This is a genomic window from Streptomyces sp. NPDC006314 (assembly GCF_040613075.1).
In the GTDB taxonomy this organism is placed as follows: domain Bacteria; phylum Actinomycetota; class Actinomycetes; order Streptomycetales; family Streptomycetaceae; genus Streptomyces.
The window spans coordinates 227792-244340 of record NZ_JBEXRL010000007.1 but is presented as its reverse complement, the minus strand read 5'-3'; the positions used below and the strand labels follow the sequence as shown (position 1 = coordinate 244340).

Genomic DNA, 16549 nt, shown 5'->3' with positions numbered 1-16549 from the left:
CCGGCGGAAGTGGGCCGTCGTGCCCGGCGATGTCCGTGGGGTCCGGTCCCTCCACCGCTGTGTGAGGACGGCGGTCGGCTCATGGCGCCCAGACGGCGTCGTCCGTTCCGGAAAACCTCCCCGGATCCCCACCGGGCCGACGGTCGGACCGGCAGGTGTTTGGGTGCCCGCTGGTAAAATGGCGACACGCTTCGACACCGCCGGGGCCCGTACCGAGGGGTACGGGCCCCGGCGCGTTCCGGGCGCCCGATCGAGAAAGGTCCCCCATGAACGCGAAGCCGCCGGCCCCCGGACTCTCCCGTGCCGGTAACCCCCAGCGGGCAGCAGCCCCGCAGGCCGAACTCTCGCCGCCGCAGATGGTGGCCCCGGACGTGCCGCCGGCCGAGTCCTTCGACGTCCTCGGGCTGCCGCCGGAGCTGATGAAGACCATGATCGGCCTGGGGGTGACGGAGCCCTTCCCGATCCAGGCGGCGACTCTGCCCCACGCACTGGCCGGCCGCGATGTCCTCGGTCGCGCACGAACCGGCTCCGGCAAGACGCTCGCGTTCGGGCTTGCGCTGCTCGTCCGGACGGCAGGCCTGCGAGCGGAGTCGAAGCGGCCGCTCGCACTGGTCCTGGTGCCGACCCGGGAACTCGCACAGCAGGTGAGCGACGCGCTGGCGCCGTACGCACAGGCGCTGAACGTCCGACTGGGGACGGTCGTCGGCGGGCTGTCGATCAACCGTCAGTCGGCGCTGCTGCGGACCGGCGCCGACGTGGTCATCGCGACGCCGGGGCGGCTGGCCGACCTGGTGTCGCGCCGGGACTGCCACCTGAATCAGGTGCGGATCACGGTGCTGGACGAGGCTGACCAGATGTGCGACCTGGGGTTCCTCCCGCAGGTCGCGGAAATCCTGGACCAGGTGCGCCCCGACGGGCAGCGGCTGCTGTTCTCGGCCACGCTCGACCGCGACGTCGACCAGCTGGTGCGCGACTACCTGCACGACCCGGTACTCGCCTCGGTCGACCGGGTGGCGGGATCGGTCACCACGATGGAGCACCACGTGCTGAACATCCACGCCGCGGACAAGTACGCGACCGCTACCGAAATCGCCGCGCGGGACGGCCGGGTCCTGATGTTCCTGAACACCAAGGCCGGCGTGGACCAGTTCACCCGTCACCTGCGGGCCAGCGGGGTACGGGCCGACGCTCTGCACAGCGGGAAGTCACAGCCGCAGCGCACGCACACGCTCGCCAAGTTCAAGGACGGCGAGATCAACGTGCTGGTGGCCACCAACGTCGCGGCGCGGGGCATCCACATCGACGCGCTCGACCTTGTCGTCAACGTCGACCCGCCGGCCGACGCCAAGGATTACCTGCACCGTGGCGGGCGCACGGCGCGTGCCGGGGAATCCGGGAACGTGGTCACCCTCGTCACCCCCAACCAGCGGCGCGATGTGAACCGGATGATGTCCGACGCCGGGATCCGGCCGACCGTCACACAGGTGCGCTCCGGCGAGGAGAAGCTGACCACCATCACGGGGGCGAAGCGCCCACCGGCCGGGGTGAAGAGCGGCAGCGGCAACGCCCCCTTCCGCGGCCTCGGCACTCGTCCGGGCCGCCCCGCGAAGGAATCCCGCAAAGCCGCCGAGCAGCGCAAGGCAGCCGAAGCACGCGCGGCGGCCCGGGTGCGCAGGGGCCGCTGACGCGAGGGACCTGCCGAGCGGGCATACACGCACCTCACGCGGGCCGCCGAAGTCCTCCGGCATCGAACGCCGGGGGACTTCGGGAGGGTCAGCGGGCGGCGCCGGCATCCGCGTCCGGTGGCTGTCCGCCGTCGTCACCTGTGGTCAGTGGAGCGGTTGCGGCGACGCCGCGGTGAGGAGCAGCCGCGGCCCTCGTCGCGGGGGTCACCTTGTTCGCCGACGGTCGGCGACTCGGACTGTCGCGGTCCCGCAGGGGGTTGTGCCGCGTCGGCGCCGCGGCGCGGGCCGCGGGGCACGCGGCCGGGCAGAGCGCGGCTGTACCGGTGCACGGCGATTCTTTCCGCGTGCTCGGCGTTGAGCCGGTGGATCACGAATGCCGCCCCCGCGATGGGGACCAGGAAGGCGGCGACCGTCAGGAAGGCGTGCATGGCGGCCCTCTCACATGCCGATGATCAGGCGACTGGCGCGACCGGCCTGGCCGGTACGGCCGCGGAGACCGAGGACGCGCCGCCCTCGTACTCCCATGCCTCGTCGGGATCGAGCGGCCGGTCGGCCGCGGAGCCGGCGTGCCCGGCCTCGTCCGCGGTGGTCCCCGGCGGGATGAGTCCCAGCGGCCGGTGCCGTAGGAGCGCAGCGACAGCTTGTGCGGGTCGATCTCAGCTCAGCGGGTTCCGGGAGCGGGGCCGCCAGGCACCGTCCAGGAGTCCACGGGACGTGCCGTTGCGCTTCAGCGCGAGACGCGCGGCCGGGGCTGTGACGGGCTCGGGGTGCAGCACGGGTGGGCAAGAGACGACTCCGCATCCGGCGAAGCGGGCGTGGAAACCGGCAGGAGTACGCTGAAACGGCCGGGGCACGTCGTGTGCCGGAGACGGACGCATCCCGCTCTTCAGGCCTCACACGTCCCCCGCCCTGCGCTCCTTGGCTGTGCCACGTGATCGGTGAGCACCCGCTCCCCACCCGACCGCCGAGGCCGGGCCACCCGAGCCCGGCGTTCGTTCTGCTCTCGCCGAACGAGAGCGGGAAGGAGAAACGGCATGATCCAGCCAGCCGATATCCGCGAGTGGCGCAACCGCGATGTCGTCGACCCGAAGGGTCACAAGATCGGCGCGCTCGAAGCCGTCTACGTGGACACCACCACCGACCAACCGGCCATGGTCACCGTCCGGACCGGTCTGCCCACCCACCGGTTCCTTGTCTTCGTGCCCCTCGACGAGACAGTCCTCGGCCCGGACTACGTCAAGGTCTCCTACGACAGGGCACGCGTCAGGAAGTCCCCTTCGATCGGCACGGACGACGTGCTGCCCGCCGAGCAGGAGGAGGCGATCTTCCATTACTACGGCATGGCCTACCAACCAGGGGCCGGCGGCGAACGGCAACTCGCGCGCCGCTGACGGCCGCGTCCGGCCAAGGGAGGTGTTCCCGTCATGGTGATCTTCCTGCTGATCGTCATCGTCGCCATCGTGCTGGGACTGATCGGCGCGACGGTGGAGGGTCTCGGCTATCTGCTGATCATCGGCATCGCGCTCCTCGTCGCCGACCTGGTCCTCGCCGCCGTGCGGTTGTCCCGGCGCTCCCATCGGCACGTCCTCCGCTGACGGATTCCCGCGCCGGCGGACTCGCCGGTCGCCCGGCACATCCCGCCAGGGAACCCGCCGACCCGGCACCTCGGACACAGGCCGCCGAACCGGCCGTTCACCGCTCCGCCCAGAACACGACCGTCACACGGCCCTCGCCGCCTCGCTGAGCCCCGTACGCCCGCCACCACCAGGCCATGAGGGCCATGGCAGCCCCCGAGGCCCTCGACCGCGCCCCGACCGCGGCCGCATCATGATCACCGGGTCGGCGCGGGCGTTCGTGGCAGGCGTCGACATCAAGGAGACGCGGCCGACGGCCAAGACCATGCGAACCGTGCCTGACCGGACGCCCCGTGGGCGCGGGGAGGCCGAGCGTGCCGGGCCGGTCTCGGGCGAACGGCGCCTGGTCGATGCGGTGTTCGCGACCTGGGGCCAGAAGGGCGGATGGGCGCCTTCGCCGGCAGGAGGCCACCCGAGTCCCATCGCACCCACCGCACTCAGCAGACCGGTCACCTACCGCGAGAGGAAGATCACGCCAGGTGGCGCGGTCTTGGCGGGCTACGCGTCACGCGGTACGGTCTGTCAGATATCGACGACGGCGAGACGGAAGCCGGTGGGAATCCGGCACGGTCGCGCCACTGTATGCGAGAGGCGTCTCGTGAGTCAGACCCGTGGCCGTCGTCCACTGCACCACCGAGATGGGACGCGAACTCCCAGAGGAGGTTCTGCCATGGCGCAGACCGTCGCCCAGCCGACAGCCACCACTCCCGCCATCCCCGCCAAGCTGCCGCTGAAGGCGATAGCTCCCTGGGCGGTCTTCTTCGGCATCATGATGCTGATCCTGCTCTACTTCGTCGGCGCCGAGCAGGGCGCCACCTCCGTGTTCAGCGGCACGGACGTCCACGAGTGGGTGCACGACGCCCGCCACCTGCTCGGCTTCCCCTGCCACTGACGCGAGGGACGCCGCACGCCCATGAACTCCGCAACGGTAAGAAACCTCCTCGTTCGGGGCATGCTCGCCGGCCTGGCCGCCGGCGTGCTCGCCCTGGTCGTCTCCTACCTCCTCGGTGAGCCGAACGTCGACAAGGCGATCGGCTTCGAGGACGCCCACTCCCACGAGCACGAGATGGAGGTCGTCTCCCGCTCCCTGCAGTCCACCGCCGGTCTCGCCACCGGTGTCCTCGTCTACGGGGTCGCCTTCGGCGGCATCGCCGCGCTGGCCTTCTGCTTCGCGCTGGGCCGCGTGGGCAGCTTCTCCCCGCGGGTGACCGCGCTGCTGCTGTCCGGCTGCGCACTGCTCGCCGTGTACGTGGTCCCGTTCCTGAAGTACCCGGCCAACCCGCCGTCGGTCGGCGACCCCGACACCATCGGCAAGCGGACCACCCTGTACTTCCTGATGATGCTGCTCAGCGTCCTCCTCGCGGTCGCCGCCACCATCCTGGGCAAGCGCCTGGCGCCCGCTCTGGGTACCTGGTGGGCGACCGTGGCCGCGGTGGCCGCCTTCGCCGTCGTGATCGGTCTGGCCTATGAGTTCCTGCCCGTCATCAACGAGGTGCCGGCGGACTTCCCGGCCACCCTGCTGTGGCGGTTCCGTCTGTCCGCACTGGCCATCCAGAGCGTTCTGTGGGCCGGATTCGGGCTGCTCTTCGGCGAGTTGGCCGAGCGGCAGCTGAACCCCAAGCCGGCGACAGCCCCGTCCGGGCGGACAGTTCCCGCCTCGAACTAAGCGGTTTTGGGACACGAGAGGGCCCCTTGGAACCATCCGGGGGCCCTCTCGCGTTCTCCGGGCACCGACGCGATCGGATCACGGACAGGGCACAGAACACCGTCCGATGGGGCGGGTACCGCCAAGCCGAGGAGCGGAGGAACCGAGTGGCCAGACATCCCCAGCCGCGCCGCATCACGCTCGGGGGCCGTGAGGCGGTCGCCCTCACCGTCGAGGAATACGAGCAGCTGATCGCCAGCCGACGGCAGATCGGCGGTCAGAGCGCCCGGGTACGGGTGCTCGCCCAGCAGGTGAAGCGGACCGAACGGCTCCTGCACGAGCTGGAAACGCTGGTCGACAACCCGGCGGATCGCCACGAGCAGAACGGCACCGTGCCGTCGGAGTGCCCGGCGTCCTGTTCCACGGCCCGGGCGGCGGAGTGGGACGCGGGAACCGACTGCCTGCGCTGTGCGATAGCGGCGCTGCTGCGCCGTCACCGGGACGCGGCCTCCTGAACCACGGCGCCCGCCGGTCTCAGCGCGCCGCGGCGGTGCCCGGCGCGGCCAGGGGCTGCCCGAGCCGCAGATTCCAGCGTCCGGCCCGTCCACTGAGCTGTGTGGCCGTCAACGGCGGTACGTCGAGCCGCCAGAAGGCAGCCGTGGGCAGGCTCAGGACATGAACGACCGCGGCCCGTACGACCTCTGGCTCCACCACGGCGACCGTACGGCCGTCCGTGTCCGGCGCGGTGTCCAGCCAGCGCCCGACCCGCTCGCACACGTCCCGCACCGATTCCCCGCCGTGCCCCGACCAGCCCGCGTCGGCGAGCCAACGGCCCACCGCCTCCGGCTCGGCGGCTCCCACCTCCTCAAGGGTGCGGCCTCGCCAACGGCCCGCATCCAGACCCTGCAACTCCGGCGTCGCCACGCCGTCGAGGCCGAGCGCTGCCGCCGTCTCGCGGCAGCGCACGCTCGGGGAAGTGATGACACGGGCGTACGCGGGCAGCGCGCCGGCCGCCGAGAGGGCGTGGGCGGCCCCGACGGCGTCGATCGAGTCGCCGTCGTAGAAGCGGGCCTGCCGCAGCGACGGGCTCGTCGCGGGTGAGACGAAGGTGACGCGGCTGGTCACGTGGCTGCTCCTCCCGCGGCTGCCAAGACCTCAGCGATCCGCGGCAGCACGGGTGCCGCCAGCGGGCGCCGGGCCGCACGCGCACCTGCTCGTCGCCCCGCCGCGTGGCGAACATAGCATCCGCGGAAGTCGCGGTTTCCGCAGATTCGGGGCCCGCATCGGACGACTATGGCCGCTCCAGCCATGCGGACTTCCCGAACTCGCCCTGACATGGCACGGTTTGATCGCTGAATCGCACAATCGCGTACGGGCGTACCGGGCGCACGCTGTCGGCAGCACGGACGGGGGACGCACATGGGGAGTGATGCCGCGTGGCCGGAATGAAGCTCTATTCACTCGAATCCGGCGATCCGCGGCGGCTCGGCCCCTACCGGCTGCTGCGGCGGATCGCCACCGGCGGCATGGGCCGCATCTATCTCGCCCGGCAGGAAGCCCTGGGGACCCCCGCCAGCGCCGCGGGGCCCACCGGGACCGCGGTGGACCACGGGCTCGTCGCGGTCAAGACACTCCTCGCCGAGGGGTTCGTGAGCAGGCCGGACCGGGAGCGGTTCGCCCGCGAGGTGGAATTGGCGGGGCGGGTCGACAGCGCGTACACCGCCACGGTGCTCGACGCCGACGCGAGGGCGGAGCGCCCGTGGCTCGCCATCGAGTTCATTCCGGCGCCCAGCCTGGCCGAACTCGTCGTCAGCGCCGGGACGTTGCCCGTCGACGGAGTGCGCTGGGCCGCGGCCGGGGCGGCGCGGGCGCTGGTCGAGCTGCACGGCCTGGGGGTCGTCCACCGCGACATCAAGCCCCTGAACATCCTGCTGCCCCATGACGGCCCCCGCCTGATCGACTTCAGCATCTCACACGCCCACGACCACACCAGCTCGACGACGACCATCGGCACTTTCGCGTTCACCTCGCCGGAACAGGCGTGCGGCAAGAAGTCCACCGCCGCGTCCGACATGTACTCCCTGGGGGCCACGCTCTTCTTCCTCGCGGTCGGCCGCCCGCCGTACGAGCAGACGGACCACTCCATCGGGATCCTCGCCCTCGTCCAGCGCGGAGAGCTCGACACCAGCGGACTGCCGCCGGAACTGGAACCGCTGATCCTCCCCCTGCTGGAGGCCGACCCCGCGAGACGTCCGGCCCCGTCCGACGTCCTACGGGACGTTCTCGCCGGCCTCGACCGGATGACGGCGGGCGGGGGCACCGAGCGGTGCCTGCCGCGGTCGTGGACCGCGCTGATCGAGGAGTACGCGGAGCAGGGCCGTCAACTCCGCGACAACACACTCGACTTGGACGCGGCCGAAGCACCGACTCGGGTGAAGCCCGGGAGCGCCCGGGACGGCGGTGCGGACGAGGCGATCAGCGAGATGCGCGAGCAGCTGGAGGCCCTGCGCAGGCAGCGGGACGCCTTGGTGCGGGAGCAGGCCGAGGAGCAGGCGGAGGCGGAGGCACGGGAGCGCGCGCGCCGGGAAGAGGAACAGCGCAGGCGCCGGGAACAAGCGCGGAAGGAAGAGGCGGAACGCAGGGAGCGCGAGCGCAGGGAACAGGAGAGGGAGGAGAAGGAACAGAAGGAACGCGAGCGCAGGGAGAGTCAGCGCAGGGAACGCGAACACATCGCGCGCGAGAGGACCGAGACGTCCGCCAAGGACAAGAGCACCGGCGCGGTGTCGACCCCCAAGGCACCGCCGAAGCCCGGGGCGGCGAAGAAACCCGCCCAGAAATCGGGTTCCCCGGAAGGCTAGGGCGGTCTGTTCGTGGCCGCACTCGTCATCGGGTTACTGCTCTGGCAGCCTTGGGAGAAGAAGGGCCACGACACCCCGAAGAGCAGCCCCACCTCCGCTTTCACCTTCTCCGGCAGCGGCGGCACCAGCGGCCTCGGCGGCCCCGGCGACGGTATCGACGGCGGCACCGACGACTCCGGCTCCTCCAGTTCCTCGGGCGGTGGCTCCGATGACACCGAGCCCGAACCCGAGGCGGAGACCAGCTCCCCCGAGCCCGACCCCACCGAAGACGCCTTCAGGGCCGTCTCGTACGGGGACTGCCTGGACGTCGTCGACACCGGTTACGGCGGCACCACCAAGTACGACTGGAGCGAGGAGAAGCCGGACACGACGTCCTGCGGCTACGGGACGCGCGTGAAAGTCACCGGCACCACCGGCGACTGCGCGTCCGGCGTGGGCAAGGCCACCTGGTCGTACTACTCCACCAGCAGCGGCGAGCGGACCGCGCTCTGCCTCACCGGCCTGTACCACCAGGGTGACTGCCTGCTCGCCAAGCGCGCGGGCAACTACGTCAGCAGCGTCGCGATGCTGTCGTCCCCGAATTGCACGGACCGGAGGGTTCCCGCCGCGTACAACGAGATTCTGGTCGTCACGGACATCTACCGGGCGACGGCGGGCGCCGGTAGCGAGGTCTGCCGCCATGAGCGGTACGACGCCAACACGTACTGGTCCACGAAGGTGGACGACGGCGCGACGCTGCTGTGCCTGAAGGCGTACGACTGAGCCCCCCGCGGAGGACTGGGCCACGCGGTGCTGATCGGTGTTTCGCCGCACCCCCGTCGAGGGACACGTTCGCCGGTGGGCGATCCCGCGCCGGCAGCTGCGACAGCCGGCGGCCACGCCCCTCTCGGGCGGTCGCCCTGCCCACCGCCGGCGTCCGCCACGTCGGCGGGCGCCGCCGGCCTGCGACGTCACGCGGTGGAACCGTCGGCCTCCACGCGTGCCCGCGGTCGGCACACCTGCCACCCGCCGTCGACGCGGTGGCCGGGCAAGTGTCCGTCCCCGCAGGCCCGTCGCCGCGGTGAAGACCACCTTCAGCCTCCACCGGCCGGCCGTGTCGTCTCGTCGGGCGCCGGAGGCAGTGCGAGATGCGCGAGGTCACCGGGCGGAGGAGTGGTCACCGGCCACAGTGGGGCGGCGCTCCCGTCGGCGAGTGCGGCCGGCGCGTCGGTGAGGTTCATACGCTCACGCAGCCGGCCGTAGAAGTCCGTCGGGCCCAGCCGGACCGCCTTGAGCCGGCGGGGAGCGGCGTACACGCCGATCCAGTCCCCGGGACTCAGCACACCGCGCAGCTGGCCGTCGATGCTGACGGCTGCCTGGCCGGACCGTTCGAGCACCCGCAGGGCGATGGGCTCGTCGGGGGCGGCCACGACCGAGCGGTTGAACACCATGTGCGGGGCGACCGGCGTGAAGACAAGGCCTTCCGCGCGGGGCGAGACGACCGGACCGCCGGCGGCGAAGCTGTACGCGGTGGAGCCCGTCGGCGTGGCCACCAGCAGCGCGTCCGCTGAGTAGCTGGCGAGGAGCCGGCCGGCCAGATAGACCCCGACCGACACCTGCCGGTCCCGGGCCAGCTTCTCCACGACGACGTCGTTCAGGGCCATGACGTTCAGGGCGACGCCCCAGTCGCCGCCCACCTCGCACTCCATGCGGATCCGGGGCGGCGGCAGCAGCGGACCACGGCCGTACCGCAGCAGCGCCTCCATCTGCGCGGGCACCTCCAGCCGGCACGACGCCCGCATGGTGAGGAGCATCCGGCTCTCGACGGTGATCCGCTCCTCCCGGACCGCGTCCAGCGCCGCGCGCACCGCCGGGGCCGGGACCTCCGTCAGGAAGCCGACCCGGCCGAGGTCGACGCCGAGCACCAGAGCGTCGTTCACGGCCGCCAGCCGGGCACCGCGCAGGAAGGTGCCGTCGCCGCCGAGGGTGACGATGAGGTCCGGATCGCCCGCGGTGTCCACCTCCTCATGGGCGTTGTGCCGCTCGCCCTCCTGCCACACGTCGATGTCGGTACATCCCACGGCGTGCTCGGCGCACCACTCGCGCACGGACCGCGCGGCGGCCACGGCCTCGGCGCGTCCGCCGTGGACGACCAGGCCGACACGGTTCACGGTCATAGCCGCCTCCCAGCCCTCTCTCCCCGCCGAGCGCCATCCTCGTCGCGGACCGGCCCGGCCCGGAGCGCGCCACGCCGCCGGATGCCGCGGCCGGGGGTGCGCAACCCCGCTGCCCGGGCACGGCCCGGACCTGGGTAGGCATCCGCGCGAACGTGAGTACGGCTACTCAGGCCGCCGTCACCGGACGCGGATCGTGGCACGGGAGGTGGGACACGGACGGCTCGCGGGGCTCCATGGGTTCGCGGCGTTCCTTCGGCGCGGCGGTGCGCCCCTACCTGCTCAATCCGGCCGCCCTCGGCTATCTGGCGGTGGTGGCCGGCGACCTCGGCTGGATCGAGGCCGAGGTGCTGTTCGGGGACCCCGGCTTCGCGGCGTGTGGGCGTCCCTGGTCACGGCCCCCGACGTCGTGGCTGTTCCTCTTCCCGCCGGGCCCGCTCCGGTGGGCGGCCCTCGGCGTGAGTGCCCTGTTCCAGGCGGCGGTGCTCCGCGCCGCGTACCGCGGGCTCACCGGGCGCTTCCCGTATCGCGCCGCCGGCCCGAACGGCATCTGACGCCCTCGCCGCCGACCTGACCCGCCCCGGCTCCCGGTCGGGCGTGCTCCCCGCCCCGCGCCTGCGCCGGATGGCTGCCCGGAGTGTGGCCGAAGGTACGTCTGAAGACGTCGATGAACGCGCTCGCCGACGACCAGCCGCACAGATGCGCCACCGCGGTCACCGGGGTCCGCTCGGCCAGCAGGATCAGGGCGTGATGCAGCCGCAACTGGGTGCGCCACTGCGGGAACGTCATGCCGAGGTCGCCGCGGAACAGCCGCGAGAGGGTACGGTCGCTGGCCCCGACCTCCCGGCCCAGCTCGGCGAGCGTGCGGCCGTCGGCGGGATCGGCGCGCAGGATGTCGCACAGGGCTCGCAGCAGGGGCGAAGACGGTGTCGGCAGGTGCAACGGCTGCTGGGGCGAGGCCCGCAGCTGGTCGAGCAACACCGCGCGCAGCCGGGCCCGCTCGGGGCTGTCGTCGTCCGGGGCACGGGTGTACGCGATGATCAGCTCGCGCAGCAGAGGGCCCACGGCGAGCACGGTCGGCGCGTCGAGGCCGAGCGGGTTCTCGATCGCGGGCAGCCCCACCAGATGCAGTTCCAGCTCGCCGTGTGCCTGATGGGCGTGGACCGTGCCGGCCGGGACCCAGATGGCGCGGGTGGCCGGGGCGATCCAGGAGCCCGCGTCGGTGCTGACGGCCAGAACTCCCCGGCCCGCGTAGACGATCTGGTGCCCGTCGTGCCGGTGGGCGTCTATCGCCGCGCCGGCCGTCAGCCACCGGGTGCGCGTGGGGGCGATCGGTGTATGGCGGATCTGCGTCATCGTGTGGCAGGGGACCGCCCTGGCGCCGCTGGTCCTGATGCCGGTGCTGAGCTGGCTGCTGTTCCGCACCCTGCCCGAACCCACTGGCCCCGGTCGCCGCCGCGAACCGGCCCGGCGTTTCGGCCCGGTTCGGCGGCGGCGCCCCGTGCGTTGATCACCCGAGCCGGCCGCCGCCGCTCACCGGGCCGTGCCGAAGTCCTGCGTCCAGTAGCTGTTGGGCTGCGCGAGACCGACGCCGATCTCCTTGAAGCCACAGTTGAGGATGTTGGCCCGGTGACCCGGGCTGGACATCCAGCCCGCCATGACCTGGTCCGCCGTGGCGTAGCCGTAGGCGACGTTCTCGCCGTAGCTGCTCCAGGCGTAGCCGGCACGCGTGATGCGGTCGCCCGGGGACGACCCGTCGGATCCGGTGTGCGACATGTTCTGGTGGGCCGCCATGTCCGCGCTGTGGGCCTGCGCGGCCTTGGTCAGCTCCGGGTTCAGGGCCAGGGCCTGGCAACCGGCCTTGGTCCGCTCGGCGTTCACGAGCCGCACGATCTCGGCGGCGAACCCGGACGCCGTGGCGGTGGGCTTCGGGGTGCCAGGCGCGGCAGGGGCGGCGGACGCGGATGCGGTGGTCTTGGGAGTGCTGGGAGCAGTCGTGCTCTTGGGCTCCGGGGCCGTGGCCTTCATCTCGGCACTCGGATGAGCGGTGGCCCGGGGCTTGGGCGGCGCGGTGGTGTGCGGTGTGACGGCGTGGTGGCCGTTGCGGTGGTGATGCCTGTGGGTGTGCTGCCACTGCGCCACGGGCGCGCTCGTCGTGGGGGCGTACGACTGCTCTTCCGCGCCGTACGGCCAGTCTGAACACGCCAGCGCGACGGATGGCACGCCCACGGCTCCGATGGCGACGGCGGTGATGACTATCCGCCGGTAGTGCTTCGTTTTCCGGTGCTGGCCCATACGTCAACCTCACTGCTGATCGCGGAGCGCTCATTCTCAGGAGGGCTTCACAGTGAGTGCAAAGGGGCCTTTCCACTACCTCGCTTCGTAGGCTGGGACGGTCCTTGCCAGCTGGGTCGAGAGATGCCGACTTCGCGTACGCGATGTTTGCGCGATGCTGTCGTCCCGTCAGGAGCGCACGTTGAGCGATGAGTCCGTGGACGTGTCGAGCGGTCGGCGTGCCGTCGCTGGAACCGCGCCGCGAACCCACGGCAAGCCGGACAAATCCCATATGTCGTGGGAGGGCCGTCTACTATCCCGCACGCCTAGTTGCCGACAGCGGTGTGAGGGATGTCACCTGGGGGGAAGCGGGATGGAGATCGCGACGACCGGCAGGGCTCGGTTTGCTCCGTGCCACAGCTTGGAGAAGGACTGCCACGCCTCCTGCAGGAAGGCGGGCGCGTACGGGCCGGTTGCCCTGGCCATGGCCATGGCGCGGGGGCGACGGCCCTTCTGCCGTGAGGTCTCCGGAATGTGGCGGGCCCCGGTGGACAGGCCACGCGGCGGCCCGAGCCCGAGGAACTCGGCCGCCGCGCGGTCCCGGTCGACTTGTTCGGTCACTCGTTCTCGAAGACGGCCTTGCTGACCTCCGCCGGGTTCTGGAACTCCTTCTTCCCGAGGTGGGAGATCCGCTCGGTGATCTCCTTGGGCGCGTGGTTGTCCTCGGCGACCTTCCGGAGCTGGTCCGAGTCGGCCGGGTACTCTGCGCCGTTCAGGGCTTTCTGCAGTTCGGGGGGAGTGATACCCGCCATGGCTCCTCCAGGCGGTAGATGGTGCATGTGCCCGGCGCGCATGCTGCGCCGGGCTGGTCAGGTACCCACCGTCCGGAAGTGGATTCATGGATTCTCCCGGGTGGTGGGACCTGGGTCGGACGGGTACTCGGGGGCTTCGACAGCAGGCGCCGTACGTGTGCGGGAGGCCCCGATGAGCGAGTACACCCCTTCCCAGGCCGAGGGCGAACCGGAGGAGGACGCGGCGGAGACCGGGCAGCCGCCGCCCACCACTCCGTCCCAGGCGGAGGGTCCGGACACCGCTGAGCAGGACGACGGCGACCGGAACGAGGCCGAAGGCGGCGAGTGAGGAGGGCGCCATGAGAGGAGGAGGTTCCCCATGGCCCGCACCGGTGTGCCCGAGGTGCTGGACACGCTGAAGCACGTGACCTATCCGGCCGGCAAGGACGAGCTGGTCGCAGCAGCCCGTGAGGCATGTGCGTCGGACAAGGTCGTCGAGGCCCTGCGCGGCATCCCGGCGGGGGAGTACGCCGGCCCCGAGGAGGTGGCGCGGTCGGTGGGGGCGGGCCCGGACTCGGACCTCGGCCACCACGCCGAGCAGCGGGCGGAGCGAGTGCGGCACGGCGGCAAGCCCGGGCTCTCCCAGCACCTGAGGGAAGAGCCGAGAACTCCGATCCAGGAGGAGTTCGACCGCTGAGCCGAGCCCGGCCGCCGCCCGCGAGGCCGCCCTCAGCAGTGCCGCGGCTCCGGTGACTGGTTCGGCAGCTGGGCGCGCGGGGCGGTGAAACGGGTGTGTGCCGTACCGCCGTGCCCCGGGCGGGAACACCGCCACCCGGTGGCAGTCCTGGAGCGCGAGCGCCACGCCGAAGCGCCGCTCCCGGCTGTCCCGGATCGCGTCGCTGGACGGTGCCCGCAGCAGCTGGCCGCGTTCGTGTTCCGAGGGCGGTGGGGTCCGGTTGTCCGCGAACCCGGCCGTGCCGTCGCGAAGTTCGCCTGCGAGAAGTGACAGGGCAAGAATCCTGTCCGTTGTGCTGGTGAACCGATGGTGCGGACAAGGCCGGGACGAGTGTCAGGCGTGGGCCGCGAGCGCCGCCGGACCGTGCCGGAATCCGGGATCGACCTGGTCGGCCAGATCGTGGCCGGTGGCGCCGTCGGCCCAGGCGGCGGCATCGCGCACCCCCTGGCCCGCGGGAGGCTCCGTCCTTGACGCTCTGCTGACCCCGGCCTAGCGTCATCGGACAGGTCCGGACCAGGTGGGGCAGGTGGCTCGGCGATGACGTATCCGCAGGACCCGCTCGACAGCGGAACCCCCGGCCGTCCGATGCAGGTGGAGACGCACGGGCTCGACGTGATCGGGGACGCGGAACGCAAGGGCACCCCGAGGACGCTGTTCTGGCCCTGGTTCGGGGCCAACGTCTCCGTCCTCGGACTGAGCTACGGCGCGTTCGCGTTCGGGTTCGGCATCTCGTTCTGGCAGGCCCTCGTCGCAGGCGTGCTCGGCATCGTCGTCTCGTTCCTGCTGTGCGGCTTCATCGCGGTCGCCGGAAAGCGCGGCTCGGCGCCGACCATGGTGCTCAGCCGGGCCGCGTACGGGGTGCGCGGCAACCGGCTGCCGTCCGTGGTCTCCTGGATGCTCACCGTCGGTTGGGAGACCGTCCTCACCGCACTCGCCACCATGGCCACAGCGACCGTCTTCAGCCGCCTCGGCTGGGGCGGCGGCACGGAGACCAAGGTGGTCGCGCTCATGGTGGTGGCCGCGCTGACCGTGGTCGGCGGGGTCATGGGATTCGACCTGATCATGCGCCTGCAGACAGGGATCACCCTGATCACTGGCGTGCTCACCGTCGTCTACATCGGCCTCGTCGCCGACCACATCCACTGGAGCACGGTCAGCGCCATCCCGGCGGGCTCCGCCCAGGAGTTCATCGGCGCGCTGGTGTTCATGATGACCGGCTTCGGCCTCGGCTGGGTCAACGCCGCCGCCGACTACTCCCGCTATCTGCCCCGGAGTTCCTCCAGCCGGGGGGTGATCGGCTGGACCGCCTTCGGCGCCTCCACGGCGCCGCTGCTCCTGCTGGTCTTCGGCCTGCTGCTGGCCGGTTCCTCGCAGAAGCTGAGCAGGGCCATCGCGGCCGACCCGATCGGAGCGCTGACGACGATCCTGCCCACCTGGTTCCTGGTGCCGTTCGCCGTGGTCGCCGTCCTGGGTCTGGTCGGCGGGGCCGTCCTCGACATCTACTCCTCCGGTCTGGCCCTGCTCTCGGCGGGCCTGAGGGTGCCCCGCTATCTGGCCGCGCTCTTCGACGGCGTCCTGATGATCGCTGGCTCGATCTACATCGTGTTCTTCGCCGGCGACTTCCTCGGCCAGTTCATGGGTTTCCTCACCACGCTCGGCGTCCCCATCGCCGCCTGGTGCGGGGTCGTGCTCGCCGACCTCGCCCTGCGCCGCCGCGACTACGACGGGGGCGACCTGTACCGCCCGCACGGCCGCTACGGCGACATCCCCCTGCTGCCCCTGCTGCTCACAGTGGCCGCCACGGCCGTCGGCTGGGGTCTGGTGACCAACACCGCCGCCCTCTGGCTGACCTGGCAGGGCTACCTCCTGGAGCCCACCGGCCTCGGCGGAAAGACCGGCGCGTGGGCATACGCCAACCTCGGTGTCCTGGTCGCGCTGGCACTCGCCTTCGCCGGCACCCTGCTGCTGGGCCGGGGACGGGTGCGCGAACAGGAGGCCAAGGCGCCGAGCACCGCCCCGAACGAAGGGGTGCACAGCGCATGACCAGCGGGCCCGGCCTCCTCGCTGTCATCGACATGCAGCGCGTCTTCGCCGACCCCGCCAGCCCGTGGGCCACGCCCCGCTACGCCGACGCGGCGGCGGGTGTACGCGGCCTCCTGCCGGCCTTCGCCGACCGCGTCACCTTCACCCGCTTCCTGGCCCCGGAGGAACCGGCCGGCGCCTGGCAGGCCTACTACGCGCAGTGGCCCTTCGCGCTCCAGCCCCAGGACGCCGGACTCTGGGAACTGACCGACGAGTTCGCCGCTCTGGCCGGCCATGTCGTGGACGCCACCACCTTCGGCAAGTGGACCCCGGAACTCGCCGCCCGCCTCCGCCCGGACGACCGCCTGGTCCTGGCCGGCGTCAGCACCGACTGCTGTGTGCTCTCCACCGCCCTGGCGGCCGCCGACGCCGGCACGGAGGTGCTGGTCGTGGCGGACGCCTGCGCGGGCGTGGACGACGACTCCCACCTCAAGGCGCTGCAGATCATGGAGCTGTACCGGCCGCTGATCCGGGTCACCAGCGTCGCCGACCTGCTCGCGGAGGCCGGGCCATGACCGGTGTCCTTCTCGAGCAGGCGGATCAGCCGCATCCTCGCTGTGGGTCCGGGAGATTGCCGCCGGGGCAGCCGCCCGGCGGGGGAACGGCTGCCCGGCGAGCACGCCCTCACCCAGCGGTTCGGCGTCAGCCGTACGGCCCCCCGCGCGACCCTGACCGAACCCTCCGAGGAGGG

General features: G+C 72.0%; 19 protein-coding genes, 2 pseudogenes and 1 riboswitch. Of the genes and pseudogenes, 13 read left to right on the top strand and 8 right to left on the bottom strand.

Annotated features, from left to right (window positions below; genetic code table 11):
• Nucleotides 1-266 precede the first annotated feature (266 nt).
• The 6 genes from ABZ079_RS15685 to ABZ079_RS15660 all read left to right on the top strand — a co-directional run bounded on the left by ABZ079_RS15685 (nucleotide 267) and on the right by ABZ079_RS15660 (nucleotide 5479).
• The gene (locus ABZ079_RS15685) at nucleotides 267-1685 is read left to right on the top strand and encodes a DEAD/DEAH box helicase (protein ID WP_356939973.1); all 1419 of its coding nucleotides are present in this window, start codon (nucleotides 267-269) and stop codon (nucleotides 1683-1685) included.
• Between the two features lie 1034 nt (nucleotides 1686-2719).
• A complete protein-coding gene (locus tag ABZ079_RS15680; RefSeq protein ID WP_356939972.1) occupies nucleotides 2720-3076 on the top strand; it encodes a PRC-barrel domain-containing protein in 357 nt (118 codons plus the stop codon).
• Between the two features lie 33 nt (nucleotides 3077-3109).
• The gene (locus tag ABZ079_RS15675) at nucleotides 3110-3280 is read left to right on the top strand and encodes a hypothetical protein (RefSeq protein WP_356939971.1); all 171 of its coding nucleotides are present in this window, start codon (nucleotides 3110-3112) and stop codon (nucleotides 3278-3280) included.
• 538 nt (nucleotides 3281-3818) lie between these two features.
• A riboswitch (cobalamin riboswitch) is annotated at nucleotides 3819-3953 on the top strand.
• Nucleotides 3954-3989: 36 nt separating this feature from the next.
• On the top strand, nucleotides 3990-4211 hold the full coding sequence (locus ABZ079_RS15670) for a CbtB-domain containing protein (protein WP_356939970.1): 222 nt from the start codon (nucleotides 3990-3992) through the stop codon (nucleotides 4209-4211).
• A gap of 21 nt (nucleotides 4212-4232) precedes the next feature.
• Complete coding sequence (locus ABZ079_RS15665; RefSeq protein WP_356939969.1) at nucleotides 4233-4985, top strand: CbtA family protein; 753 nt, start codon at nucleotides 4233-4235, stop codon at nucleotides 4983-4985.
• Between the two features lie 146 nt (nucleotides 4986-5131).
• Nucleotides 5132-5479, top strand: a complete 348-nt coding sequence (locus ABZ079_RS15660; protein ID WP_356939968.1) for a hypothetical protein — start codon at nucleotides 5132-5134, stop codon at nucleotides 5477-5479.
• A 19-nt stretch (nucleotides 5480-5498) separates the two neighbouring features.
• Here ABZ079_RS15660 and ABZ079_RS15655 read toward each other — a convergent pair whose 3' ends face one another.
• On the bottom strand, nucleotides 5499-6089 hold the full coding sequence (locus ABZ079_RS15655; protein ID WP_356939967.1) for a histidine phosphatase family protein: 591 nt from the start codon (nucleotides 6087-6089) through the stop codon (nucleotides 5499-5501).
• A gap of 320 nt (nucleotides 6090-6409) precedes the next feature.
• On the opposite strand from ABZ079_RS15655, the gene ABZ079_RS15650 reads away from it, so the two are divergent.
• Together ABZ079_RS15650 and ABZ079_RS15645 are read left to right on the top strand one after the other, a co-directional pair.
• Nucleotides 6410-7822: a serine/threonine-protein kinase gene (locus ABZ079_RS15650; RefSeq protein ID WP_356939966.1), complete on the top strand. Its 1413-nt coding sequence runs from the start codon at nucleotides 6410-6412 to the stop codon at nucleotides 7820-7822.
• Between the two features lie 12 nt (nucleotides 7823-7834).
• Complete coding sequence (locus ABZ079_RS15645; protein WP_356939965.1) at nucleotides 7835-8584, top strand: hypothetical protein; 750 nt, start codon at nucleotides 7835-7837, stop codon at nucleotides 8582-8584.
• Nucleotides 8585-8895: 311 nt separating this feature from the next.
• Here the strand turns inward: ABZ079_RS15645 and ABZ079_RS15640 are convergent, their stop codons facing one another.
• Nucleotides 8896-9978, bottom strand: coding sequence for an NAD(+)/NADH kinase (locus ABZ079_RS15640; RefSeq protein WP_356939964.1), 1083 nt, complete (start codon nucleotides 9976-9978; stop codon nucleotides 8896-8898).
• Nucleotides 9979-10211: 233 nt separating this feature from the next.
• Between ABZ079_RS15640 and ABZ079_RS15635 the strand changes: the two genes are divergently transcribed.
• On the top strand, nucleotides 10212-10529 hold the full coding sequence (locus ABZ079_RS15635) for a hypothetical protein (RefSeq protein WP_356939963.1): 318 nt from the start codon (nucleotides 10212-10214) through the stop codon (nucleotides 10527-10529).
• On the opposite strand, the gene ABZ079_RS15630 is transcribed toward ABZ079_RS15635, so the two are convergent.
• From ABZ079_RS15630 to ABZ079_RS15615, 4 genes are all read right to left on the bottom strand, one after another.
• Nucleotides 10483-11331 carry a helix-turn-helix transcriptional regulator gene (locus ABZ079_RS15630; protein WP_356939962.1) on the bottom strand — a complete coding sequence of 283 codons (849 nt, stop codon included), beginning with the start codon at nucleotides 11329-11331 and terminating at the stop codon, nucleotides 10483-10485. The genes ABZ079_RS15635 and ABZ079_RS15630 overlap by 47 nt on opposite strands.
• A gap of 177 nt (nucleotides 11332-11508) precedes the next feature.
• Nucleotides 11509-12270, bottom strand: a complete 762-nt coding sequence (locus ABZ079_RS15625) for a CAP domain-containing protein (protein WP_356939961.1) — start codon at nucleotides 12268-12270, stop codon at nucleotides 11509-11511.
• A 333-nt stretch (nucleotides 12271-12603) separates the two neighbouring features.
• Nucleotides 12604-12870: a hypothetical protein gene (locus ABZ079_RS15620; RefSeq protein ID WP_356939960.1), complete on the bottom strand. Its 267-nt coding sequence runs from the start codon at nucleotides 12868-12870 to the stop codon at nucleotides 12604-12606.
• Nucleotides 12867-13061, bottom strand: coding sequence for a DUF2795 domain-containing protein (locus tag ABZ079_RS15615; RefSeq protein WP_356939959.1), 195 nt, complete (start codon nucleotides 13059-13061; stop codon nucleotides 12867-12869). Before ABZ079_RS15615 ends, ABZ079_RS15620 begins: the two co-directional genes overlap by 4 nt.
• A gap of 172 nt (nucleotides 13062-13233) precedes the next feature.
• Here ABZ079_RS15615 and ABZ079_RS15610 point away from each other — a divergent pair, with 172 nt between their 5' ends.
• Together ABZ079_RS15610 and ABZ079_RS15605 are read left to right on the top strand one after the other, a co-directional pair.
• Nucleotides 13234-13389: a hypothetical protein gene (locus ABZ079_RS15610; protein WP_356939958.1), complete on the top strand. Its 156-nt coding sequence runs from the start codon at nucleotides 13234-13236 to the stop codon at nucleotides 13387-13389.
• 30 nt (nucleotides 13390-13419) lie between these two features.
• On the top strand, nucleotides 13420-13737 hold the full coding sequence (locus ABZ079_RS15605; RefSeq protein ID WP_356939957.1) for a DUF2795 domain-containing protein: 318 nt from the start codon (nucleotides 13420-13422) through the stop codon (nucleotides 13735-13737).
• A 32-nt stretch (nucleotides 13738-13769) separates the two neighbouring features.
• Here the strand turns inward: ABZ079_RS15605 and ABZ079_RS15600 are convergent.
• A pseudogene (locus tag ABZ079_RS15600) lies at nucleotides 13770-14007 on the bottom strand (SCO5389 family protein); the annotation flags it as partial.
• A gap of 102 nt (nucleotides 14008-14109) precedes the next feature.
• Nucleotides 14110-14217 (bottom strand): annotated as a pseudogene (locus tag ABZ079_RS15595) (ATP-binding protein); the annotation flags it as partial.
• 144 nt (nucleotides 14218-14361) lie between these two features.
• Between ABZ079_RS15595 and ABZ079_RS15590 the strand changes: the two are divergent.
• Together ABZ079_RS15590 and ABZ079_RS15585 are read left to right on the top strand one after the other, a co-directional pair.
• Nucleotides 14362-15819 (top strand): cytosine permease, encoded by a 1458-nt coding sequence (locus ABZ079_RS15590; RefSeq protein ID WP_356940082.1) that lies wholly within the window; start codon nucleotides 14362-14364, stop codon nucleotides 15817-15819.
• Nucleotides 15816-16373, top strand: coding sequence for a cysteine hydrolase (locus ABZ079_RS15585; protein WP_356939956.1), 558 nt, complete (start codon nucleotides 15816-15818; stop codon nucleotides 16371-16373). The genes ABZ079_RS15590 and ABZ079_RS15585 overlap by 4 nt, the downstream gene beginning before the upstream one ends.
• The last annotated feature ends 176 nt before the right edge of the window (nucleotides 16374-16549 follow it).